The sequence below is a fragment of the Wolbachia endosymbiont of Encarsia formosa genome (assembly GCF_039540065.1).
Classification (GTDB): domain Bacteria; phylum Pseudomonadota; class Alphaproteobacteria; order Rickettsiales; family Anaplasmataceae; genus Wolbachia.
In genome coordinates, this window is sequence record NZ_CP154278.1 from 1,083,381 (window position 1) to 1,106,819 (window position 23,439).

Here is a 23,439-nt window from a genome sequence, read left to right on the forward strand (position 1 = left end):
GGTACAAATGAGTTTAGGTCCATGGCAGCTGTTTCTAGTCTTAATAATAATCTTAGTTCTGTTTGGTGCAGGTAGGTTACCACAAGTTATGGGTGATTTAGGCAAAGGCATTAAAAACCTTAAACAAGAACTTAAGGATTCAGAGAAACTATCATCTAATGAACCAGATCGTTAGCTTCCTTATGTTTCGTGACACGCACTTTAGTGAGTGTCATTTGTTTAAACAAGGCTAAAGAATTGAAGAGGTATAAATGAAATATATTAATAATTACGTTAGTTAGAATGTTATTAAAGGGAAATTATGCAAAAAAGTGCGAAACTGAGCAAAGATAAAAAATTGGCCTCTGATATTCTAAAAGAGGTTTCAGATACTAATAATAACGATAATGATAAAGTAACATTATTTGATATTAAAACAGCTTTACATGAGCGTGGTTTTGGTATTTTAATAATCATCTTCTCTTTACCGCTATCAGTACCTATACCTGTTCCACCTGGATATACAACCATTCTTTCTATACCTTTAATCTTATTTTCACTGCAGCTTCTATTTGGGTTTGATTCTCCTTGGATGCCTAATTGGCTAGAAAGGAAATCTTTTCAACGTTCAACACTAGCTCTCGTGGTAGAGAAAACTTCACCTACATTAAAAAAAATAGAAAAGTTCATGAAACCAAGAATGTCTTTCATTTTTCGTGGTCCTGGTGAAAATATTTTAGCATTTATAATGCTGCTTTGTGCATTATCGATAGCAATCCCACTTCCTTTAACTAACTTCATTCCTGCAATTGGTACAACTCTCATTTCACTGGGTATCATGAGCAAAGATGGATTTCTCTCTATAATGGGAGTATTAGTATCATTGTGTGGGTTATTACTTACTCTTGTCGTAATAGTTAAAGGACCACAGCTTATATTTGGAGCATTTTCTTTTCTAAAAAGCTTTGTATATGGTTAAGCTTTACAACACTTTAACAAAAAAAAAAGAGCCCTTTACACCGATCGATAAAGATCATATAAAAATGTACGTTTGTGGGCCAACAGTATATGATACAGCACATATAGGTAATGCACGTTCTATTGTTGTTTACGATGTATTATTTCGACTGCTTAAATTTTGTTATGGCAAAGTTACTTATGTGCGTAATATAACCGACATCGATGACAAGATAATCAATGCAGCAAATAAGAAAAGTAGTAATATAGAAAGTATCAGCGCATATTATACCAAAGCTTTTCATGAAGATATGAGAAGCATAAATTGCGTAGAACCAACACATGAACCAAAAGCAACAGAAAATATAGACCAAATTATTGAGTTAATTGAATCTTTGCTGCATTCTGGTCATGCTTATGAATCAAATAAACATGTATATTTTAGTGTAGAATCTTACCCTGAGTACGGTGTTTTATCAGGGAAAAAAATTGATGAGTTGTATCATGGTAATAGAGTTGAAGTGGGTGAAAATAAAAAACACCCAGGAGACTTCGTACTTTGGAAACCTGCAAACGAAACTGACTATAAACTTTCAAGTCACTGGAATAGTCCATGGGGAGAGGGAAGACCAGGGTGGCATATAGAATGTTCAGCAATGTCATATGCTTACCTTGGCAAAGATTTTGATATTCACGGTGGCGGTATAGACTTGCAATTTCCTCATCATGAGAATGAAATTGCACAGAGTAAATCTGCATTTGCTGGGTCAAAGTTTGCAAAATATTGGGTACACAACGGTTTTCTTACGGTAAATGAAGAGAAAATGAGCAAATCCTTATTTAATATGGTCAAAGTAAGGGATTTGTTAGATAGTGGAATAAAGGGTGAAGTAATACGTTATGCGCTGCTTAAAACTCACTACAGAAAACCACTTGATTGGACAGAAAATGTTATCTCTGAGTCGCAAGAAACTTTAAACAAGTTTTATCGGTTATTACGTAGTACATGTATTGAGGAAAGTGATGCAGAAGTCTCTAAAGATTTTATAGAGGCTTTGAAAAACGATTTAAACATTCCTGAAGCTGTAGCCATATTGCATGAAATGGCTACAGAAATCAATAAGACAATTAATGAATATGAGAAGCTCAAATTAACTAAGAACTTTGTTAAAAGCGCAAGGTTCATTGGTCTTCTTGAGTCAAGTTATCAAGAGTGGTTTGCAAGTGATGTAAGTCATCAAGAAATAGAAAGGTTGATAGACTTAAGAAAAGTAGCAAAACAAAATAAAGATTATGATACTGCGGACAAAATAAGAGAGCAATTGAAACAAATGGGGGTTACAATTTCTGACAACGAAGATGGTACAACAACTTGGTATGGAAAATTATCTCCTATTGTTTATAGATAGCCTAGTATCATCACTTATCTTACCCATACATCAAGGTTTTGTACTTTACACTATGTTATGCTTTAGGTCACATTACAATCAACTACTTATATTACTTTTTGGAGTATCGGGATCCAGTCTTGGTGGAATAGCTAACTGGTATTTAGGTAGAATAACAATTTTTATCAGAAGATCACATCACAAATTAGAGAATGAAGACAAAACACCAAAAATTGTAAGGCACCTACTGATTTGTGCAGTTGCATTGCTTTCGTGGGTACCAGCACTTGGAAGTGTGACTCAGATTTTATCCGGTTACTTCAAGTTAAACCTTTATATTCTTGTTCCCTTAATTATTTTATCTAACTTCCTCTGTTTGTTGTATCTAACTTTTACCATCTAACTAAACATCAATAAATAACTTTTCTTCTGGTCATATTGAGCTAAATTTCTTCTTCAAACTACCTTTTAAAACGTTTTTATTAGTTTTTGTCATAATACGATCAAATACTCCTAATAACCTCTTAAATAAGCTTGGAGTGAGAGAAGAAATAGGATTAACAGATACGTTATTGTTTTTATCATCACCATTTGCTTTGTAGTCTATTGAAATAATCCCCCTACTCTTCCCACCAGTCAGAAGTTTTCCGATTATAGGGATTTTCAACAAAGATTTGTTAATTGAGTATGCCGGTATTACTTGTCCTTCAACCTGGAACTTATAATCCTTAGTATTGAGCGTACCACTAGTACTAATTCCCAGTTCCGCTCCTTCAAGCCAAGATTCTTCAATTTCAACAGTGCCATCTTTATATGAAAAAGGTACATTAAACTTATAAAAATGCACACCTTCGTTCTTTATAGCATTTACAATGCCAGGAAGTGAGGACATTGATAATAAAGTAGTAAGTAATGGAGCATCTTTGATATAGAAATTGCTGATAGATAACATACCATAATGTCCTCCATTTTCTCTCTTAGAAGATAGATAAAGAGAGAATTTGCCGTTTTTAACTGATTTACTAATCCCTAAAGAACGCAAAAACATACCTGAATTATCCGCGTATATTTCAAGCCCTATTTCACTGTATTCTGCTAATATACTACTATTATCCTCTGAAAACTTTCCTGTAAATTGACTTCCACTGCAATCACCTTTAGCGCAAGTTACGTTCAGCTTGGCATCTTCTATGGTAATGCCTTCTTTCATAATTATATTGTCAACATTCATAGTAACTTCTATTTTGTTACTTAATCGATTACTATCTTTGCCAAGTAAACCTAACACATCACTTAAGTTGATTTTCTCACCGTGAATAGTTATGGCATCTTTCTCCTTACCTGATTCAATTTCTATACTAAAATTATTATCAGGTAATTTAAAATTGCTAGAATTTAAATATAGATTTCCATTTTCTACTCTTCCGCTAAATTTTATGTCTAGATCACTTCCTACAACGTCTAGTTTATCTATTAGTAACTTACCTGATCCTTTTAGCCTTGTAGAAAATAAAACTTCATTGTGATCTTCAAAATGATTTTTCCATCCTAAGTAGATTGAACGCAACTCGAGCTCTGATAAATCTATATTACCATTAACGTACCCTGTTTTGTCTTGATACATTACGGACTCTATATTTGCATTGATATAACCATCACCGAAATTAAGTATTTGAGCAGGTAAATCTCCAGTCAAACTCCAGGCAAAATTTTCATTTTTATTGCTACTTTTGAGGTCAAATAGAAGATGTGTATTATTCACCATACCACTACCATTTAAATCTATAAAGTCACTCCCAAAATCGAGCTTAATATCATACTTACCAAAACTTCCATTATACACCACCAAACTATCAATTTCAGAATGAAATTTGGCCGAAAAATCTACTTTTTTATCACTAGAATTTAGATTAAAAATGCGAAAATTGAATACAGACTTTGCTATTCCATCTACTTTATCTCTTTCAAGTTTTACCACATCATCCAGCTTAAATCTTATAGGCTCATATAACCCATAAGCATCACTTACAGCCTGACCGTTAATGGTAAGAACTGAATCTTCCTTATTTAGAGAGTTCATTTCAATATCACTACTATCGATAGTGAAATTCTGGAACTTGGCACTATTTACAATAATTTTGAGATTGTTATCCTTGAGAGTTAACTCACCGTTCAACTTCTCCACTCGTTCAAAATCCTCATCAAATTGAACGCTGCCATTTTCTATATCAGCAACAATTACAATACCTGACAGATCATCATTTATTAAACTATCGATTTTACCGTTAAAACTTATAATTGTATTTATAATATTCCCATCAATATTATTACAATACCACTTTCTAAATTCATTGTTCACTAGACCATCTGGTACATAAGTACATAAATCTTTTGCAACAAGTTTACTAATATTAACTCTAAGCAAAGCATGATTTGTGCCAAAGTTCATTTTGCCAATCAAAGAAAGGTAAGTATCATTTAACTTGAAATGAAAGTTTTTTACGCTAATGATTTCATCACTATATGTCAAATTTACATTTACATTAGTCAAGGCTAAGTTTTTACCTGAGTGACTCTCTGTATTTAACACGTATATGTTTCCATCCATAACTTCATCCTTTCTATTAATTCTCATTGAGAAGTTCCCTTTGAACCCTATTTCTTTGTCCAAATTGTAACTTTTAACTAGTGTGGAAAACTCGTTAAATAGCCCCAACTTTAGGTTATAAAATGTTCCATACAAATTTAACAAATTATTGCGATTTTTTATCATAATAGATAAATCATCTAGAATCCCCTTTTTATCTTTTGTATGAACACGAATATCCAAAACATTAAAATTTTCCTCCTTTCCTACATATACTTTATCAATGAAGAATTCACCTTCCGTGCTTTTATTGACAGCAATGTTAGTAATTTCAATCCTTGAGTCTGCATTTAAGTAGAAAAAAATTTTTCTTATTGTCTTCAGCAGATTTTTTGTACTACTCATCTTATCTGTCATTACAGATGTTGTTATTCCTCTGGTCTCTTCCTTCTTGATATATATGTGTACATTACCAGCTAAAACCTGAGAGAACTTTTTGGAACTTAACTTAAAGTGTACGAAAAGCTCAGGAACTTCTATGGTAAAGTCAGGATTTATTATTTTTAAATCTGTAATGACTAGCTTGCCATCTTTCTGCCAAATAACCGAGGTACTCTCCATGCTGATATCCGAATTGGTAAATATCTTTAATATTTTTTTCTTTATATAAAAATTAATATAACTAATATTGATTTCTAAAGGACCTTCCCCTTTAAAAGGGATAAAGAAGCAGAATATAAATAATAAAATTATAGAAAATGATAGAGCTATTTTTTTAAGCATCGATTATTGCTTTTCTTGCTAAGCTGTCAGCTTCCTCATTGTATTTATCACCATTATGCGCTTTTACCCACTTCCAATTAATTTCGTGTTGCAAAGCAACATTATCCAATTCCTTCCATAATTCTATATTTTTTACTGACTTCTTATTACTTGTCTTCCAACTATTCATTTTCCACTTATTTATCCATTCTGTTATACTATGCTTAACATAAAGACTATCCGTATATAAATTGACATTACAAGGAAATTTTAGTGCTTTCAGCCCATTGATCACTGCTGTTAATTCCATTTTATTATTTGTAGTATTTTCTTCTCTACCACATATGTTCTTTCTATGATTTTGAAATAATATGATTGCTGCCCACCCTCCTGTCCCTGGGTTACCAGAGCATGCTCCATCTGTGTATATTGTCACTTCCTTTTTCTTCATCTTTAACTGTAGTGAATTAATAAAGTATATCGTTGCTTCTATAAAATCACAATTTTTATAGATATAGAGGCAATTTAAGCCGCACCTTTAAATTTTATTATGGAAATAAAAAAAAGTGCTACAACGAGCATTATTAGAAGAGAAAGTAAAAGATAGTTTTTATGTTCTTTCATGGTTAAAACAAATCAATAGAGCAGTAAATAACGCTGGCAAACAGAGAAAATAGATAAGAAATCGAATAAGAAAACATTTTTTTCTGCGAGCTATGACTCTTAAGCCTTATAACGGATGCAGCAAACCAAATAAAAACACACCCTTCAATAATTGCCATACTGAGGTAAAATAGAGCCTTTTTCAAAAATAGTGCTGGAAGTAAGCTAGTTAATACGAGTAACACGCTATAGATTAATATATATTTCCTCGTTTTTTCTGGACCATAAACGATATTGAACATTGGAATCGATGCTTTTGTATAATCTTCAGATCTATTTAAGGATAGAGCCCAAAAATGTGGTGGAGTCCACATAAAAATTATTAAAAATAGAATACAACTTTCCCAGCTTACAGAGTCAGTTACAACCGCCCAGCCAATCATTGGAGGAAAAGCACCTGCTGCACCACCAATAACAATATTCTGCGGAGTACGCCTTTTGAGCCAAATTGTATACACAAAAACATAAAATAATATGCTAATTGCAAGCAAAGCAGCAGAAACATAGTTCACTGCTATTGCCATGATAAATACTGACAATATTCCAAGAGTTATGCCAAATTCAAGCGCGCTTTCTGCAGAAACTATACCTGAAGGTATAGGGCGGTTTTTTGTTCTCTCCATAAGCAAGTCTATATCTCTGTCATACCACATATTTATTGCACCTGCAGATCCTGAACCAATAGCAATGCACATAAGAGATATTAGTGCAAGGAAAGGATGAATGCTACCTGGTGCAGCAACCATTCCAGCAATTGCAGTAAACACTACAAGGTACATTATCCTTGGCTTCATCAAATGCCAAAAATCCAGTATTGTTGATTCAACATTTAGCAAAACACTTGTGTACATTCTATTTTATCACTGGTGGTTTTTCAAAAGTATGAAAAGGCGGTGGTGAAGATACCGTCCATTCTAAAGTGTCACCTTCCCAAGGATTATCTCCAGTTTTTTTGCCTAACTTAAAGAGATGTATAACTATAAATACAAAAAACATAACTGAAAGAAAGGACATGTATGAACCAATTGAGGATATATAATTCCAAGGGATAAACGCGTCAGGATAATCAGGTATACGCCTTGGCATACCTGCTAATCCCAGGAAATGCTGGGGTAAGAAAGTGACATTGGTGCTAATAAAAGTGAGCCAAAAGTGTATCTTTCCTAAACACTCGTTATATTGCTTACCTGACATTTTGCCTATCCAATAATAAAAACCGGCGAAAGCTCCAAATAATGCAGCAAGCGACATGACATAGTGAAAGTGAGCAACGACATAATAGGTATCGTGCAAAATCTTATCTATTCCACCGTGAGAAAGAATTATTCCGGTTATACCACCTCCAACAAACATGAAAATAAAACCTAATGCAAACAGCATTGGTGTCTTCAATTCAATCGCTCCACCCCACATAGTTGCAATCCAACTAAAGACTTTTACACCAGTTATAACACCAATGAAAATTGTGCTAGTGCTAAAAAATATAGCAGCATCTTCGCTAAGCCCAACAGTAAACATATGGTGAGCCCAAACCATGAAGCCAAACGTTGCTATTCCTATCATGGCATAAACCATTCCCATATAACCAAATACTGGCCTATGAGAAAAAGTTGACACAATCTGACTGATGATACCAAATGCAGGAAAAATAATTATGTAAACTTCTGGATGACCAAAAAACCAAAACAGATGTTGAAATAACACAGGATCACCACCACCAGCAGGATCAAAAAAAGAGGTACCTATATTACGATCAGTGAGCAGCATAGTTATAGCACCAGCAAGTACCGGTAAGGCAACAATTAACATAAATGACGTGAGTAAAATAGACCAAACAAATAGTGGTATCTTAGTTAGTGACATACCTTTTGCACGCATATTGAATATGGTAACTATAAAGTTGATCGCCCCAACAATTGATGACATACCAGCAATATGAAGTGCAAGTATAGCAAGATCAACTCCTGCACTTGGGTGGGACATAATTTGCGACAAAGGTGGGTATAAAGTCCATCCTGTTCCAGGACCTTCGCCAGCAAATACCGAGAGGATAAGCAAAATAAAAGATGAAACTAACAACCAAAAACTTAAATTATTCATACGAGGAAATGCCATATCTGGTGCACCAATCATGAGAGGTACGAACCAATTACCAAATCCTCCCATTAAGGCTGGCATTATCATAAAAAACACCATTATTACCGCATGCCCTGTAATCATTACGTTATATAGCTGGTAATTATTGTTAAGTATATTAATGTGCATTAGCTGAGTACGAATAATTACCGATAATAATCCACCAATAATTCCAGCTAATATGGAAAAAATAATGTATAGTGTCCCTATATCTTTGTGATTAGTAGAAAACAGCCAACGTCTTATACCTTTTGGTACATCACTCATATCTATACTCCAAACTTAACTTACTAATTTTTTATCTTCAATCCACTTATTAAAATCTTCTTTACTCACTGCTTCAACAACAATTGGCATAAATCCATGACCTTGACCACATAGTTCATAACATTGCCCATAATAAATACCTGGCTTTGTAACGTTAAACCATGCTTCATTCAGCCTACCTGGTATTGCATCAATTTTTATACCAAAAGCCGGTATTCCCCAGCTATGTATTACATCTCCTGCTGTCACTTGTAAACGAATATTAGTATTGATAGGTAAAATAACGTTATTCTCAACAGAGAATAGTTTTAAATCTCTTTCGGTAAAGTCTTCTTTTCCTTTTATATAGCTGTCAAATGAAATACCTTGATATTCTGGGTACTGGTAACTCCAATACCATTGATGACCAATAACTTTTAGTGTTATGTCAGCTTTTGGCACTTTCTCCTGTAGTTTAATTAATTCAGCATTTTTAAAAGCCAATACCCCAACAATAATCGTTGGTATAACAAACCAGATAATTTCTACAAAGATATTATGAGTTATTTTACTGACATTTTTCACTTTGCCCTTACGAAAGCGAAATACTACATAAGCAAGAAGGGCCCATACAAAAAGCATAATTGCAATCATTACACTCATCACAAACGAATGTGACTTAACTACAACCTCCATTATCTCAGTTGCAGGAGCAGGAAATCCAAATTGCCAAGAAGTAGGAGCAGAAGCAATTGATATGTTTGAGTAAAACATTATCAATAATGCAAATAACTTCACCATATTTTGCTGTAAAACTAACTGTATAATAATATATATATACACTTACTATGCAAACAGAAATTATAGAATGTACACAAGTGTTTTGCTAAATATTGAATCAAAAGTAAATGATGATTAATGTTTTTTTAGAATTTAATGAATATACTAATACGATACTAACTTGAGGAAAAAGCATTTACATGAATCTATTTTAACTTAAAATATTATAATATTTTAAGTTAAGTATTTACTTTAAGGAAGTTCTATAATAAGTTTAATAGTGTCTGTTATTGCTAATAACCCTCTAGCCTCACACCTAAAAGCAGTAACAGACACTATTAAACTTTAGGTAAGTTTGCCTATTTATAATTCATTGAGGTAAAAATCTTACTAATTCCTTTAATTCTATTATACAGCTGAGTTTACTAATTAACCTTTAATGTTTACGTTAGCATTTGCATCTTAAATCAAAGATTTACATATTATAGAAAATAATTATAAAATAATACACTACTTGTGTGTAAATTTTTTTGCATATCAAACTCTGTAAACAAATTTTTTAGAAAAGCAAAATAAATTATCTCTCTATGAAAGATCTATCGAATGTTGCAATTATAGGTGTAAACAAGAACGATAAAAGAGTGCGGGATTGAGTAACTATATATACTTCTGCTGGCATACCAGGATATAGGTATACGTTTTTAAATTGAGCAAGTTCTGATTTTGGTATCACCACTCGCACTGAATAATAACGCCCCATCCTTGGATCATCAAGAGCATCAGGGGAAATATGGTTTACTATACCGTTAATTAAACTTAAGCGACGTGCACTATAAGCGCTCAGCCTTACTTTAACTTTCAGCCCTTCTAGTCCGTCGATAGAGACTATATTACTATCTTTCTTTTTTGCTGACAGTATCTCTTCTATGTTTCTGGTTAGAACTTTAGCATCTATTATTAGATCATCATCTGATGGTACTATACTCATGATTGGAACTCCAGATTGTATAACACCACCTTCAGTGTGGTATCTTATATCTGTAACTATACCATCTTGAGGTGATTTAATTATTGTACGTGCTAACGAATCTTCAGCAACCATCATCCTCTCTTTTAAGTCTGCAATAGATGTATTAACTTCCTTAAGCTCAGCATTTGCTCTTTCTTGAGCATCATTCTTCACATTTATAATCTCTAACTCATTTTCTCCAATCTTTTGCTGTACTTGAGATATTGCAGAACGGTAATGTCCAACTCTACCCTCAATTTCAGCAAATTGTTTTTCTAAAGCTAAAATGTGTGGTTTGCTTATATGGCCACTATCAAGTAATTGTCTTTTTGTTTCTAACTCCTCAGTTATCAAGTCATATTGCTTATGGGCTGCATTTAGTTGAAAATTTAGCCCTGCTAATTCATCATTTAACTGCTTTATACGTTGTTGCAGTATGTCAGTTTTTCCTAATATACTCTTTCTCTGAGAGTTGAACAACTTTACCTGATTCTTTATCGCTTTATTTACAAGTTCATCGTTAGATAATCTTTTAACCTCATCAGAAAATTCTAGCGTATCTAAGTCTCCCCTAATTGCAATAAGTCTTGCTTCAGTTGCCAAAAATGATAAGAGTTTTTCTTTAATTATACTCAAATTTGCCTTTTCGTTAACATCACTTAATAAAACTAAAGGCTCATCTTTTTTAACTGTTTGACCTTCTTTTACTAAAATTTTGCTTATTATTCCCCCACCCAAGTGTTGCACTATTTTTCTATTTGAAGAGACAATAACTTCTCCACTTGCATGCACTGCTCCGTCAATTGGAGCTATAGATGACCAAATACCACCTATTCCAAAAAAGATGAATATCACCACTAAACCAAAAAATAGTGGTCCCCATGTGACTTTTAGGACTTCATTTACGTTATTACTCTCACGTTTAAAAATAAAATTTATCATCGCATCAATCCATGCGAACTTCTTATCCAAAAATTGATATTTCTTCTTTCTATTTCCTGCCCTTTGCATATCTATATCATCACTACCAATCAAGCCTGTCAAAGAAAGTCCAGCACTAAGCTTTTTTAACTTACTCATTATAATACTACTGCGAATTCTTGTTAACCAGGATAACACACAAAAACAAAGAATCTATACCTTAAGTAGTTTACTTAGACTACGGAACATCAGAATAAACTATTTAGTAACAATTCTTATACTCCATTCAATAGTTCAGCATTAGGCTAGAAAATCAAAAAGGTTTTACAATAACCATAATAACTATAATTATTATTAACACTGTTACTGCTTCGTTTAAAACACGAAAATAAACGTGAGTTTTCTTATTCAAGCCCACTGCAAAATTTTTCCTATGCTTTGCAAGTAGGACATGAATAGCAAACATCAAGAATAATGCTAGCGCTTTTACATGAAACCACCCTTCGCGATATGCTTCCCTAATAATCATTAGCATAATTCCAAAACTAAGGGAGAAAAGCATTGCAGGATTTATGATATATCTAAGGAGTCTCTTCTCCATTATTTGAAGTAAGCTGTCATTTTCTGACCCTGGTTTTACAGATGCGTGGTAAACATAAAGCCTTGGCAAATATAGCATACCTGACACCCACATAATTACAGAGATAACGTGAAAAGCTTCAAGCCAGTGATAGTAGTCCATGTAGATAGTATTATAAAATGTTAAAAATTTCTGGTATGATCTCAATTTAATAAAAGAAAGTCAATATGAAAGCAGAAAATTTCACTAAAGAACAGGTGATTGGATTCTACAGAAAAATGCTTCTCATACGCAGATTTGAGGAAAAAGCAGGACAATTATACGGAATGGGATTAATAGGCGGATTCTGTCACTTATCAATAGGGCAAGAAGCAGTTGCAGTTGGGACTCAAGCTGCATCAAAACCTGGTGATGCTTTTATCACAAGCTATAGAGACCATGGCTTAATGCTCTCATGTGATTCTGATCCAAATGTTGTAATGGCAGAACTCACGGGCAAAGAAACAGGATGTTCAAAAGGCAAAGGTGGCTCCATGCACATATTTGATGTTGAAAAAAATTTCTTTGGTGGACATGGAATAGTAGGTGCACAAGTCCCAATTGGTACAGGAATAGCATTTGCTAATAAATACAAGAAAAAAGATAACGTTGTATTCACATATTTTGGTGACGGTGCTGCAAATCAAGGACAAGTATATGAATCATTTAATATGGCAGCTTTATGGAAATTACCTGTGGTTTACATCATAGAAAATAACGAATACGCAATGGGAACTTCTGTGCAAAGATCAACTTTAGTAACTGAAATATATAAAAGAGGAGAGAGTTTTGGTATTCCTGGAAAACAAGTTGATGGAATGGATTTTTTCTCTGTCTATGAGATAACAAGTGAAATAGCTGAGCACGTACGTGGGGGGAAAGGACCTCTCTTACTTGAAATGAAGACATATAGATATCGTGGCCATTCGATGTCAGATCCTGCTACTTATCGCTCAAAAGAAGAAGTTGAAGATATGAAGCAAAATCATGATCCTATAAGCACCTTAAAGCAGTATATAACAGAAAATAAAATCGCTTCTGATGAAGAATGCAAAGCTATTGATAAGGAAATACGAGATTTAGTAAAAAGGTCGGAAGATTTTGCCAAAAATAGTAAAGAGCCAAGCGTTGATGAGTTGTATACTGATGTTTATAAATTTATTGGATAATCAGTTGCCATCAAGTTATGTTTTAGCCTACTATAGACATTTTTTGGCAGCGCGTAATATAACAACCCTAGCCAATAGAAACTGTAAAGTAAATCTTATATTATTGATATATACCTCTCTTAAATAATAGGTTAAATGAGTTTTATTTGACTTTTTGTACTATTTTGCAAAATATAAAGTTATTAGTTGAGTAAAATACATGACAAAAGAAAACTGGGAAACAGTAATTGGACTTGAGGTACACGCTCAGGTTTCTTCTAAGACAAAGCTATTTTCTAGTTCACTAACGGAATTTAGTACTGAGCACAATACTCAAGTTTCTCTAGTTGATGCGGCAATGCCAGGTACATTGCCAATATTAAATTATTTCTGCATAGAGCAAGCAATATGTACCGGTCTTGCACTTTCTGCAGAAATTAATAAATTCTCTTATTTTGATCGAAAAAATTATTTTTATCCCGATTTACCACAAGGTTACCAAATAACCCAATTCTTTGAGCCAATAGTTAAAAATGGTAAAGTGTTTATCAATAATAATGGAAAAGAAATAAGAATCGCAAGAATTCACTTAGAACAAGATGCAGGAAAGAGTATTCATGAAGAAAGCAAAACTTACGTAGATTTAAATCGTGCAGGGGTTGCTTTAATGGAAATTGTTTCAGAGCCAGATCTTCGGTCATCTGCAGAAGCTGCAGAATTCATGAAAAAATTGAGGCAGATTTTGCGTTATATCGGTTCATGTGATGGTGATATGGAAAAGGGATCACTTCGCTGTGATGCAAATGTTTCCGTTCGCCCAAAGGGTAGTAGCATATTTGGCACTCGCTGTGAAATAAAAAACTTAAATTCAATACGTTATATTGTGCAAGCTATAGATTATGAAGCACAAAGGCAGATCAAAATTTTGGAAAGCGGAGGAGAAATAAGTCAAGATACCTTATTGTTTGATGTCACTTTAGTAAAAACAAAAGTGATGAGAAGCAAAGAAGATTCAAGTGACTATAGATATTTCCCTGAACCTGATTTACTACCTGTTGAAATAAGCCAAGACAAAATTGATTCTATTAAATCATCTTTACCCGAGTTGCCAGATCAAAAAAAACTTCGATACATAAAGGAATTAGGTATAAATGAATACGATGCAGACGTTATCACTTCTGATAAAGAAATTGCTGATTATTTTGAAAAATTGGTAAGAAAGCACGATTCAAAGATTGCAGTTACCTGGTTAACCGTCGAGCTTTTCGGTCGTTTAAACAAAGCAAATATTGATATTGTTAGCTCCCCGATTAAAGCAGATGCTTTATCCGAGCTCCTCGACTTTATCGTCGATGGAACGATCTCTGCTAAACTTGGTAAACAAGTTTTTGATATTATGTTTGAAACTGGAAAGCCTGCATCCCTTATTATAGAAGAGCAGGATCTCAAGCAAATAACTGACACATGTCAAATCTCAGAGGTAATAGATACAATCATCAATAACAACCAAGATAAAGTTCAAGAATATAAGGGTGGTAAAACAAGATTGTATGGATTCTTTGTTGGTGAAGTTATGAAATCTACCAAAGGAAAAGCTAGCCCTGATGTCGTAAACTTGATTTTGAGTGAAAAATTAAAATTGAGTGCCTAGGTGTACGATCCCAGATCTTTTGCTATTTGCTTGACTTGTTTCTTTACATAGCTTCTAATTTAAATTCTGCTGTCTATTCTATTCACAACCTTTTGCAAAACGCTTTGCTTTCTCTCTGCTGGTCACTATTGCTTATATAAAGCAAGTATAGTACTGAATGATGTTGCAAGCACTCAGTTCGGTAATATTATCGATTTAAGACGAAGTTAAGATTTTGATTTTTTATTCAAACTCTTCTGAAAGTTTTTATACATATTGAAGACATCTTGATAATTTAGGTGAGTGTAAACTTGAGTAGTTTCAAGGCTTGAATGTCCAAGCAGCTGTTGTATTGATCTTATATCAATATCTTCATGAAGCAAATGAGTAGCAAAACTATGGCGAAATGCATGTGGAGATAAAATTTCTGGTAAGTTTAAAAATCTTCTTATTTTTTGCAAACGATTAGCAACATAAGTTCTTCCCAATTTTTTTCCTCTTACCCCCACAAAAAGATGTCCCGCTTCGTCAAAGTGGGGACAAGCTTTTATATATTTTTGTATACACTTTTTTACTACTGGAAGAATAAATACCTGCCTTTGTTTATCTCCCTTACCTGTTACTATTAAACTTTCATTGCTAATATCACTAACCTTAAGATTCAATGCTTCAGTGATTCTTAAACCCGTACCATATAGCAGAACGACAATTGCAATTTCTCTTTTTACCACCCAAGGCTCTCCTAGATCAGGCAATTTCATTTCTTTCAATAGAGTTTCTATGTTAGATATTGAAAGTGCTTTAGGTAGAGTTCTTCTCTGAATTGGCCTTGATAAAGAAAATACCGCTTCATTATTTATTTCATAATTGTTTTTTATATATTTGAAAAAATTTCTGATTACTGATAATGCGCGAGTGTTAGATCTCGCATTTACACCTCTTGTATAACGATAGGTAAACCAACTTCTCAGTTCAGGTATGCTTAATTTTTCTAAAGAGCCAACATTTACTTCTTCACTAATGTGAGTATTTAGGAAACTTATAAGATCTTTGAGGTCCCTCATGTATGACTCCAAAGTGTTTGGTGAGTAAGACCTGTTGTACTTTAGCCAATCATACCATTTTTCAATGATTGAACCGAGGTCCACAGTTACTTTTTAAAGAAAGCATCGATGCACGCATCCCTAAAGGCTTCATTTATATCAGGATGAGAGTGACAAATTCTGTATATATCCTCTGCTGCTGCACCATATGCCATTGCAACCGCTGCTTCATTGATTAGCGTATCAGCGTATGCTCCTATGATATGTACACCGAGTATTGTATCTGCTTTGCTACAAGTCAGAACTTTCACGAATCCCTCAGCATCGTCAGTGACTTTTGCTCTACCGTTTGCAGCAAATTGACATTTACCAACTTTATACTTTCGACCAGCACTTTTTAGTTCTTCTTCAGTTTTACCGATTGAAGAAACTGCAGGGTGGGTGTAAATGACTGACGGTATGATTTCATAATCAACGTGAGGCAATTGCCTTGCTAGTATCTCTGCAACTGCCACCCCTTCTTCCTCAGCTTTGTGAGCAAGCATTGCTCCACCAATCACATCACCAATAGCAAATATTCCTTTTAAGTTGGTTTCATAACTATTGTTGACTTTAATAAAGCCACGACTGTCTTTTTCTATTTTTTCAAGACCCTCAGAGCATGGTTTGCGTCCTGCTGCCACCAATACCTTATCCGCCTCTATAGTGTTTGTTTGATTATCTTTTACAGAGCAAACTTTCACACTCAAAGAGTTACTACTTTGTTTTATTACCTCAACTTTAGTGCTAAGTAAAAATTTTATTCCTTGTTTTTGTAGACTAGAAAGTAGAGACTTACTTAATTCTCCATCCATTGCTGCAGAGATTCTGTCAAAAAATTCTACTACAGTGACTTCAGACCCTAGCCTCCTCCATACAGAAGACATTTCAAGCCCTATTGCCCCTGCTCCGATTACGACAAGTTTTTTTGGTACTTCAGTTAAAGACAATGCACCAGTTGATGAAATAATACTTTTCTCATCGATATTAATTCCTGGCAAAGAAATAACGTCAGAACCGGTTGCAATTACTATATTTTTTGTCTTCAGCACCTTACCTTCAACTGAAACTTCAAGGTTGCCTTGATCAAAAGAAGTAATTTTTCCAAGTCCATTGATCTTAGTAATTTTGTAAAGGTTAAACAGATATTCTATGCCTTTTCCAAGCTCCTGAACTCTAGCGTCTTTATAGCCTATCATTTCTCTCAAATCGAGACTTACATCCTTAACTTTTATGCCAAGTTTTGATAGATTATTTTTCGCGCTAGCATACTGATAAGAGGAATGGAGTAATGCTTTTGATGGTATACACCCAACTCGCAAACACGTGCCACCAAAAATGCTATTTTTGTCTATACAAGCAACTTTGAGTCCAAGTTTTGCAGTAGCAATAGCGCATTTGTAACCACCTGGACCACCACCTATAATAATCAAATCATAATCAGTCATAAAAAACAAACCTATTTTCTAAAGAATAAACACCATTTCCTTCAGTCGTTATATACATCTTACCATGGGTAAATACTGGAGCATGAAACACATTAACGGGTATTTTAATTACCCTTCCTGTACTTTCAGATCCAGGAAAAGCAAATATTGAACCTTTATTACTTGTTACCCAAAGCGTATGGGCATACATAATTGGAACAAACAATTGCACATTCTCTATAAAATCAGATGTCCAAACTGTTTTTCCACTTTGTATGTCGATGCCAATTACCTTATTATCTTTAGTCACCATGAAAATTCTTCCGCCTTCTTTTTGTTTCTCTGCAGGAATAAGAGGGCTATAATATGACTCAATGTTTGATATACTTTTTACTTGTAGTGGCCTTGACCATAAAATATTTCCTGAGTTTACGTCAATGCTATAAATATAAGAGTTGCTCGTAGCTATTAAGATATTATCGTGTACTCTAGGTGTAGTAGTTACATCTGTAAGCTGTGTGTCTAAAAGATTTGTAGCTAATTTTTGGCTCCATAGTTTTTTACCTTCTTCATTAAAAGCTATTAACTCTCCATTTGAAAATGGTGCCATTATTTTATCATTAGAGACTGCTGGTGAGATGGAATATAAACCTCGAACCTCATTTATACCATTTTGATAAGCCCAAATGGGGCTGCCATCTTTTATATCAAATACATGTAGATAGTTATCAATAGTCAATACTACCAACTTATTGTTTATTACTATTGCTTTCCCTCTTGCCGGAGCTCTTAATTCTTTTTCCCATTGAATCTCCCCTGTTTTCGCATCTATTGTGTGTAGAATGTTATCCACTACAAAGAAAACATTTTCTTTGTAGCTCGATAAACTCATATTACCAATTTTTTTCCTACTTGAGAGGTATAATTTCCAATTTATAACTCTTGGGTTATCGATATCAAAGGAATATAAGGTACCGTGCTTGTCTGGTAAAATAACGCTATTTTCTGTAAGTATTGGAGCTACATATCCTTGAGATAATTTTTTATCTACTAAACTTATTCGTTCGCTTGCCATTGTATAGTTACTATACAATAACATTATCATGACAATTATTATTTTCATTATTTAGTGAAAACAAGATTCATTAATATACATACTAGAAACGTAAATCACAACGAAAATGTTCTTAATTGTGGATCAAAAGCATTAACGTAATGTCATGCCATTATGTAAAGATTCTCTTACTGTAATAATTTTTATCAAGTATTGATTAAAACACATTTCGATAGCCCAGACTAACTCTGTCAGTAATATTACCCCAATATGAAATGGAAATGGACGCAGCATTTTAACGATGAAAGATATTGTTGTAATGTCATTCATTTAAACTATGCATATCAATTTGAAAAATGTACATTGTCTTAATGCTATAGTATCTAAAAGTAAATGCTCAACATACAAAATAACGCTTCACTTTGCAGGCGATGGATATTCTTGGCAGTACTTGACCTTGCTTGTTCTGGATTATTGTCAATAATTGTTATTTTTTTGCGATTGCCTTTCATTTCCTCCCTTATTCCTTCTGCACAATATATTTTTGATAATGCACTGGTGATACACGTGAATTTATCAATTTTGGTGTGGATGTGCTCCATAATATCTCTACTCTTTATCATAAATCTACAAAACACCAGTAAATGGCTCAACTTTTTATGGGCTCTATCGACCCTTTCCATGTTGCTGATGTTTATATCCGCATTTGTTCCAAACACTGAAGTTATTAAAAGCAACTATATTCCGGTGTTACAAAACAAATTATTTTTGTTTGGACTAAGTCTGTTTGCTGCCAGCATATTGATAAATGCAGCTCTTACCTACATATCGAATAAACAAGCCTCCGTTGGGCAAATTGGACTGGTTATTATACTTGTGTCGTCATTTCTTTGCTTTGTTTTAGCATATAATAACATGCCGGCAGACATATATAACTTAGATAAGAGTATATTTTACGAATATCTCTTCTGGGGAGGCGGACATTTACTGCAGTTTGCCTTTTCTCAAGCAATGTTTTTAGTTTATTTGATCATACTGAATGCTCGCTATATTAGTCTAAATAAAATTACCATTTTATCACTATTTATAAACACAGTTTTGACCGTAGGTGCGCCGTTTATATACTTTATTTATTCGGCGGATAGTGCTGAATTGATACAGTTTTTTACCTGGCATATGAGAATTGCTGGAGCAGTTCTGCCGTGCTTTTTAACAATATTAGTGTATTGTAACATAAAAACTCTGCTCAATGATAAGGGTAATTATCTTCTCCATTCGTTTGTATTGTTCATTTATGGAGGTGTGCTTGGAGTGCTAACTATTGAAGGAAATGTCACTATCCCTGCGCATTATCATGGTTCTGTAGTTGGTATTACTATAGCTTTTATGAATTTTGTCTACTGGCTGTTACCAAAATTGGGCTGTAAAGAAATAAAAAGCTCCATAGTAAGATTACAGATTTATGCATATAGCTCGGGACATTTTCTCCACATTACTGGACTTGTTTGGCTTGGTGGATATGGTGCCTTAAGAAAAGTTGCAGATCTGGCCAAGTATTTCATCAATGTTGGCACGTGCTTGTTTTATTACGGGTGGAGCTATATCAGTTATTGGTGGAATGTTATTCGTAATAATTGTGATTTTACATCTTCTTAAAGGCAAGGCTAGTACCAACTAACCCACAGAAACAAAACTAAAAATTTTAGTGTAAAATTACCATACTTACTTTGTATTATGGTTTAAATAACTTGCTTCAAGTATGAGAATATAGATGTCAAGTTATTGAACTCTCATTTGCTACTCCTTGTGGTTCTTGTGTTCCATTTACTTGAAAGCTAGGTTTCATTATTAAACTACCAGCTAAGAATGCAGATACTGTTGCTATAACAACGATTAACCACATGTCCAATTTAGTTGTATGTTCAAGTGTAATATACACTACTAACCCAACAGCAAGACCAGTACTAGCAGTAGCGATGTATGTTGCTTTTTCTTTTAGTTGTTTATTTGCTCCATTTTTGACTTCTAATATTTTCTTTTCTTGCTGTGAATGCTGGATTTGAGTATTTAGTTTATTTTTTTCAGCTTTTAATTCTATATTTTCGTTCTGACCTGTCTTCCTTGCATATTCTAAGGATCTATTTAACCGTTCATCCTTATCCTTTTTAGTTTTTAAGTCTTTATTCTCCACCTCTAGCTGCTCAAGCTTACCTATCTTTTGTTTCATTTCATTTGATACTTTATTTTCTAGTTCATTTCTTATTTTGCTTTTTAATGTAGCTATTGCCTCTTCCGGGCTTTTTTTACCTTTTAGTTCCAACACGTCTTCAAGCAATTCTGCTAGTTTTATTTTTCCGTTGGAAGGTAGATACGTTCTATCGTATAGAGCATCAGCGAGATCTTTTAAATCAGAAAAACTAAGCATAATAAACCTCAATACTAAAAATTTATTGTGTAATACATAAAAAACTAAAATCAAGAAATTTTGTATTATAAACTAAAATGTCAGACATTAAAATTGCTGTATTTGCTCAATTGTGCTAACTTAGAGCTTAAAACTTAAGAAGTATTTATGTTAGAAGAAAAATATAGCTTTAGAGAAATTGAAAATAAATACAACATATTATGGGAAGGAAGTAAAATTTATAAATGGAATGGTGAAAAGGATAATACTTTCACTATAGATACGCCTCCACCAACGATATCTGGAAAGTTACACATCGGTCATATATTTAGCTATTGCCATACGGATTTTATTGCAAGGTTTCAGCGTATGCTGGGAAAAGATGTATTCTATCCAATTGGGTTTGATGATAACGGGCTTCCCACTGAAAGATTGGTTGAACAAACCTATAAAACCCGTGCAAAAGAAGTTGGCAGAGAAAAATTTATAGAGATGTGCCATGAAGTTATTGAGAAATCAAAGCAAGAATTCAAGGAACTATTTAAATCAGTCGGCATTAGTTATGATTGGAGTTTGGAATATCACACGATCAGCAAGGAAGCTGTGGCACTTTCTCAAATGTCGTTTGTTGATCTATATAATAAAGGGTATGTATGCAGGAAAATGCAACCTATTCTTTGGGACCCAATTGATAAAACCGCAATTGCGCAAGCGGAAATAGAAGATAAAGTCTTTGAGTCATCTTTGAACACGATAGTTTTTTCCACTGAAGAAAATGAGCAGATTCATATTGCAACTACACGACCTGAATTGCTACCAGCATGCGTTGCAGTTTTTTATCATCCAGAGGATGCACGATATGCACATCTGATTGGAAAAATAGCCATAGTGGCAATTACAGGGGAAAAAGTTCCAATAATAGCTGATGATAAGGTAAAAATAGATAAAGGTACTGGGCTTGTTATGTGCTGTACATTTGGTGATGAGCTTGACATATATTGGCAGCAAAAACATAACTTGCCGATGAAAATTATTATTGATCAGGATGGGAGGATGAACCTCTGTGACGGTGTCATCCGAGTAGCTGACACTGGGATCCATGGACTAAAAGTTAAAGAAGCAAGAAAGAGGATGATTGAAATCTTGAGTGGAAAGGGCCTTTTGATAGAAAGCACTAACATTTCTCATTCTGTTAAGTGTGCGGAAAGATCTGGTGCGCCACTCGAGATATTACCTACTTATCAGTGGTTTATCAATACTTTAAAACAAAAAGCTCAAGTGTTAGATAAAGTGAGAGAATGTAGATGGCATCCAGAATCTATGCGTAAACGTATGGAGATATGGATAGAAGGGCTAAATTGGGACTGGTGCATTTCAAGACAGCGTTATTTTGGTGTGCCATTTCCAGTGTGGTATTCAAAGCGTGAAGGAGAAGAAGGCAAAATTATTTTAGCTGAAGTAAAAGATTTACCTATAGATCAACTTAAAGATTTGCCAAAAGGATATAGTAAAGAAGAGGTTGTTCCAGATCAAGATGTGATGGATACTTGGGCCACAAGTGCGATCACTCCTCAACTAAGTGCACTAGCAGTAAACAGTGAGATCGGTTTACCAAACCATCGGTATGAGAAGATATTTCCTGCAGATCTACGCAGTCAAAGCCATGAGATAATAAGAACTTGGGCTTTTTATACGATTTTGAAGGCGCATTATCATGCAGATTCACTGCCGTGGAAAAATATCATGATCAGCGGTTGGTGTTTATCTGATGATAAAAAAAAGATGAGTAAATCAAAAGGTAACATCATCACTCCTCATGTAATACTTGAAACTTATGGAGCTGATGTAGTACGATATTGGGCAGCGAATTCAAGGCTGGGAGTTGATACAGTCTACTCTGAAAATATATTCAAAATTGGCAAGCGCCTAGTTACGAAACTTTGGAATGCTAGCAAATTTGTTTCCATGTTTATGGAAAAACATCAAGCATTGAGCATAAATTCTGCTCACGAGACAATGGATAAGTGGATATTGTCTAAGTTATACAAAGTTATAGAAAGAGCAACAAATAACCTATTACAGTTTGAATACTGCGAAGCTTTGGAGGCAGTAGAGGAGTTTTTCTGGAAGGATTTTTGTGATAATTATTTGGAACTAGTAAAGAAACGTGCGTATGGAAATGATTCAAGTGCGAAACAAAGTTTAGCATATGTATTGAACATTGTTTTGCGGTTATTTGCACCATTTTTGCCATACATTACAGAGGAAATATATCATCAGTTGTATAGTTATAATTCCGTTCACAATAAAAGTAATTGGCCTAACAAGGAAGAACTTATCTATGATAAGTATTCTGAGGAAATGGGAGATAATTTCGTGCAGATATTAAACCTTGTGAGAAAAATAAAAGCAGATAATAACGTATCAGTTAAGCATCTTATACAAAAGTTGATGATAAAAGCGAGTGTAAAAGAGGATGAGTTAAATTATTCTGCTCAGCATGATTTGCAGTTAGTTTGCAATGCTGAAGTGATAGAATGGGTTGAGAGTACAGAAGCAGAGCTTATAACTGAGAATGGAAAATTTACTGTAAGTTTATTGATTGATGTAACTTAGCATTCGTATTACTATACTAATTATTTAGTTG

General features: G+C 33.9%; 20 protein-coding genes and 1 pseudogene. 8 read left to right on the top strand and 13 right to left on the bottom strand.

Going from position 1 to position 23,439, the window contains the following annotated elements:
• Window positions 1–7: 7 nt before the first annotated feature.
• From AAE962_RS05880 to AAE962_RS05895, 4 genes are all read left to right on the top strand, one after another.
• A complete protein-coding gene (locus AAE962_RS05880) occupies window positions 8–175 on the top strand; it encodes a twin-arginine translocase TatA/TatE family subunit (RefSeq protein WP_006013840.1) in 168 nt (55 codons plus the stop codon).
• A gap of 126 nt (window positions 176–301) precedes the next feature.
• Window positions 302–958, top strand: a complete 657-nt coding sequence (locus AAE962_RS05885) for an exopolysaccharide biosynthesis protein (RefSeq protein ID WP_343288952.1) — start codon at window positions 302–304, stop codon at window positions 956–958.
• Window positions 951–2,345 (top strand): cysteine--tRNA ligase, encoded by a 1,395-nt coding sequence (gene cysS / locus AAE962_RS05890; RefSeq protein WP_343288953.1) that lies wholly within the window; start codon window positions 951–953, stop codon window positions 2,343–2,345. The genes AAE962_RS05885 and cysS overlap by 8 nt, the downstream gene beginning before the upstream one ends.
• Window positions 2,314–2,727, top strand: coding sequence for a DedA family protein (locus AAE962_RS05895; RefSeq protein WP_343288954.1), 414 nt, complete (start codon window positions 2,314–2,316; stop codon window positions 2,725–2,727). The genes cysS and AAE962_RS05895 overlap by 32 nt, the downstream gene beginning before the upstream one ends.
• A 30-nt stretch (window positions 2,728–2,757) precedes the next feature.
• On the opposite strand, the gene AAE962_RS05900 is transcribed toward AAE962_RS05895, so the two are convergent.
• From AAE962_RS05900 to hemJ, 7 genes are all read right to left on the bottom strand, one after another.
• Window positions 2,758–5,694 (bottom strand): AsmA-like C-terminal domain-containing protein, encoded by a 2,937-nt coding sequence (locus tag AAE962_RS05900; RefSeq protein WP_343288955.1) that lies wholly within the window; start codon window positions 5,692–5,694, stop codon window positions 2,758–2,760.
• Complete coding sequence (gene rnhA / locus AAE962_RS05905; RefSeq protein ID WP_343288956.1) at window positions 5,687–6,124, bottom strand: ribonuclease HI; 438 nt, start codon at window positions 6,122–6,124, stop codon at window positions 5,687–5,689. Before rnhA ends, AAE962_RS05900 begins: the two co-directional genes overlap by 8 nt.
• Window positions 6,125–6,299: 175 nt before the next feature.
• Window positions 6,300–7,187, bottom strand: a complete 888-nt coding sequence (locus AAE962_RS05910) for a heme o synthase (protein ID WP_343288957.1) — start codon at window positions 7,185–7,187, stop codon at window positions 6,300–6,302.
• Between the two features lies 1 nt (window position 7,188).
• Window positions 7,189–8,739, bottom strand: coding sequence for a cytochrome c oxidase subunit I (ctaD, locus tag AAE962_RS05915; protein ID WP_343288958.1), 1,551 nt, complete (start codon window positions 8,737–8,739; stop codon window positions 7,189–7,191).
• A 15-nt stretch (window positions 8,740–8,754) separates the two neighbouring features.
• Window positions 8,755–9,519, bottom strand: coding sequence for a cytochrome c oxidase subunit II (coxB, locus tag AAE962_RS05920; RefSeq protein WP_343288959.1), 765 nt, complete (start codon window positions 9,517–9,519; stop codon window positions 8,755–8,757).
• 556 nt (window positions 9,520–10,075) lie between these two features.
• On the bottom strand, window positions 10,076–11,587 hold the full coding sequence (locus AAE962_RS05925; RefSeq protein WP_343288960.1) for an HlyD family type I secretion periplasmic adaptor subunit: 1,512 nt from the start codon (window positions 11,585–11,587) through the stop codon (window positions 10,076–10,078).
• 154 nt (window positions 11,588–11,741) lie between these two features.
• Window positions 11,742–12,170, bottom strand: coding sequence for a protoporphyrinogen oxidase HemJ (gene hemJ / locus AAE962_RS05930; protein WP_343288961.1), 429 nt, complete (start codon window positions 12,168–12,170; stop codon window positions 11,742–11,744).
• A 65-nt stretch (window positions 12,171–12,235) separates the two neighbouring features.
• Here hemJ and pdhA point away from each other — a divergent pair, with 65 nt between their 5' ends.
• Both pdhA and gatB read left to right on the top strand, forming a co-directional pair.
• Window positions 12,236–13,216 (top strand): pyruvate dehydrogenase (acetyl-transferring) E1 component subunit alpha, encoded by a 981-nt coding sequence (gene pdhA / locus AAE962_RS05935; RefSeq protein WP_343288962.1) that lies wholly within the window; start codon window positions 12,236–12,238, stop codon window positions 13,214–13,216.
• Window positions 13,217–13,415: 199 nt separating this feature from the next.
• On the top strand, window positions 13,416–14,846 hold the full coding sequence (gene gatB / locus AAE962_RS05940) for an Asp-tRNA(Asn)/Glu-tRNA(Gln) amidotransferase subunit GatB (RefSeq protein ID WP_343288963.1): 1,431 nt from the start codon (window positions 13,416–13,418) through the stop codon (window positions 14,844–14,846).
• Window positions 14,847–15,052: 206 nt separating this feature from the next.
• Here the strand turns inward: gatB and AAE962_RS05945 are convergent, their stop codons facing one another.
• From AAE962_RS05945 to AAE962_RS05965, 5 genes are all read right to left on the bottom strand, one after another.
• Complete coding sequence (locus AAE962_RS05945; RefSeq protein ID WP_343288964.1) at window positions 15,053–15,973, bottom strand: tyrosine-type recombinase/integrase; 921 nt, start codon at window positions 15,971–15,973, stop codon at window positions 15,053–15,055.
• A gap of 2 nt (window positions 15,974–15,975) precedes the next feature.
• Window positions 15,976–17,355, bottom strand: coding sequence for a dihydrolipoyl dehydrogenase (gene lpdA / locus AAE962_RS05950; RefSeq protein WP_343288965.1), 1,380 nt, complete (start codon window positions 17,353–17,355; stop codon window positions 15,976–15,978).
• Window positions 17,348–18,457 (bottom strand): PQQ-binding-like beta-propeller repeat protein, encoded by a 1,110-nt coding sequence (locus tag AAE962_RS05955; protein ID WP_064085945.1) that lies wholly within the window; start codon window positions 18,455–18,457, stop codon window positions 17,348–17,350. The genes lpdA and AAE962_RS05955 overlap by 8 nt, the downstream gene beginning before the upstream one ends.
• Window positions 18,458–18,541: 84 nt before the next feature.
• Window positions 18,542–18,718: a hypothetical protein gene (locus tag AAE962_RS05960; protein ID WP_343288966.1), complete on the bottom strand. Its 177-nt coding sequence runs from the start codon at window positions 18,716–18,718 to the stop codon at window positions 18,542–18,544.
• Window positions 18,719–18,771: 53 nt separating this feature from the next.
• A complete protein-coding gene (locus tag AAE962_RS05965; protein WP_410543844.1) occupies window positions 18,772–18,969 on the bottom strand; it encodes a hypothetical protein in 198 nt (65 codons plus the stop codon).
• Here AAE962_RS05965 and AAE962_RS05970 point away from each other — a divergent pair.
• Window positions 18,878–20,066, top strand: a pseudogene (locus AAE962_RS05970) (cbb3-type cytochrome c oxidase subunit I). The gene AAE962_RS05965 and the pseudogene AAE962_RS05970 sit on opposite strands and share 92 nt — an antisense overlap.
• 96 nt (window positions 20,067–20,162) lie before the next feature.
• Here the strand turns inward: AAE962_RS05970 and AAE962_RS05975 are convergent.
• The gene (locus AAE962_RS05975; RefSeq protein WP_343288968.1) at window positions 20,163–20,813 is read right to left on the bottom strand and encodes a hypothetical protein; all 651 of its coding nucleotides are present in this window, start codon (window positions 20,811–20,813) and stop codon (window positions 20,163–20,165) included.
• A gap of 147 nt (window positions 20,814–20,960) precedes the next feature.
• Between AAE962_RS05975 and AAE962_RS05980 the strand changes: the two genes are divergently transcribed.
• On the top strand, window positions 20,961–23,408 hold the full coding sequence (locus AAE962_RS05980) for a valine--tRNA ligase (RefSeq protein ID WP_343288969.1): 2,448 nt from the start codon (window positions 20,961–20,963) through the stop codon (window positions 23,406–23,408).
• Window positions 23,409–23,439: the final 31 nt, after the last annotated feature.

Bases quoted from the DNA above. Each gene is read 5' to 3' on its own strand.
- AAE962_RS05895 (WP_343288954.1), top strand. From the start codon at position 2,314: ATGGAAAATTATCTCCTATTGTTTATAGATAGCCTAGTATCATCACTT.
- AAE962_RS05960 (WP_343288966.1), bottom strand. From the start codon at position 18,718: ATGAATGACATTACAACAATATCTTTCATCGTTAAAATGCTGCGTCCA.
- lpdA (WP_343288965.1), bottom strand. From the start codon at position 17,355: ATGACTGATTATGATTTGATTATTATAGGTGGTGGTCCAGGTGGTTAC.
- hemJ (WP_343288961.1), bottom strand. From the start codon at position 12,170: ATGGACTACTATCACTGGCTTGAAGCTTTTCACGTTATCTCTGTAATT.
- AAE962_RS05980 (WP_343288969.1), top strand. From the start codon at position 20,961: ATGTTAGAAGAAAAATATAGCTTTAGAGAAATTGAAAATAAATACAAC.
- AAE962_RS05925 (WP_343288960.1), bottom strand. From the start codon at position 11,587: ATGAGTAAGTTAAAAAAGCTTAGTGCTGGACTTTCTTTGACAGGCTTG.
- AAE962_RS05880 (WP_006013840.1), top strand. From the start codon at position 8: ATGAGTTTAGGTCCATGGCAGCTGTTTCTAGTCTTAATAATAATCTTA.
- AAE962_RS05975 (WP_343288968.1), bottom strand. From the start codon at position 20,813: ATGCTTAGTTTTTCTGATTTAAAAGATCTCGCTGATGCTCTATACGAT.
- coxB (WP_343288959.1), bottom strand. From the start codon at position 9,519: ATGGTGAAGTTATTTGCATTATTGATAATGTTTTACTCAAACATATCA.
- ctaD (WP_343288958.1), bottom strand. From the start codon at position 8,739: ATGAGTGATGTACCAAAAGGTATAAGACGTTGGCTGTTTTCTACTAAT.
- AAE962_RS05900 (WP_343288955.1), bottom strand. From the start codon at position 5,694: ATGCTTAAAAAAATAGCTCTATCATTTTCTATAATTTTATTATTTATA.
- AAE962_RS05955 (WP_064085945.1), bottom strand. From the start codon at position 18,457: ATGAAAATAATAATTGTCATGATAATGTTATTGTATAGTAACTATACA.
- AAE962_RS05885 (WP_343288952.1), top strand. From the start codon at position 302: ATGCAAAAAAGTGCGAAACTGAGCAAAGATAAAAAATTGGCCTCTGAT.
- cysS (WP_343288953.1), top strand. From the start codon at position 951: ATGGTTAAGCTTTACAACACTTTAACAAAAAAAAAAGAGCCCTTTACA.
- pdhA (WP_343288962.1), top strand. From the start codon at position 12,236: ATGAAAGCAGAAAATTTCACTAAAGAACAGGTGATTGGATTCTACAGA.
- rnhA (WP_343288956.1), bottom strand. From the start codon at position 6,124: ATGAAGAAAAAGGAAGTGACAATATACACAGATGGAGCATGCTCTGGT.
- AAE962_RS05910 (WP_343288957.1), bottom strand. From the start codon at position 7,187: ATGTACACAAGTGTTTTGCTAAATGTTGAATCAACAATACTGGATTTT.
- gatB (WP_343288963.1), top strand. From the start codon at position 13,416: ATGACAAAAGAAAACTGGGAAACAGTAATTGGACTTGAGGTACACGCT.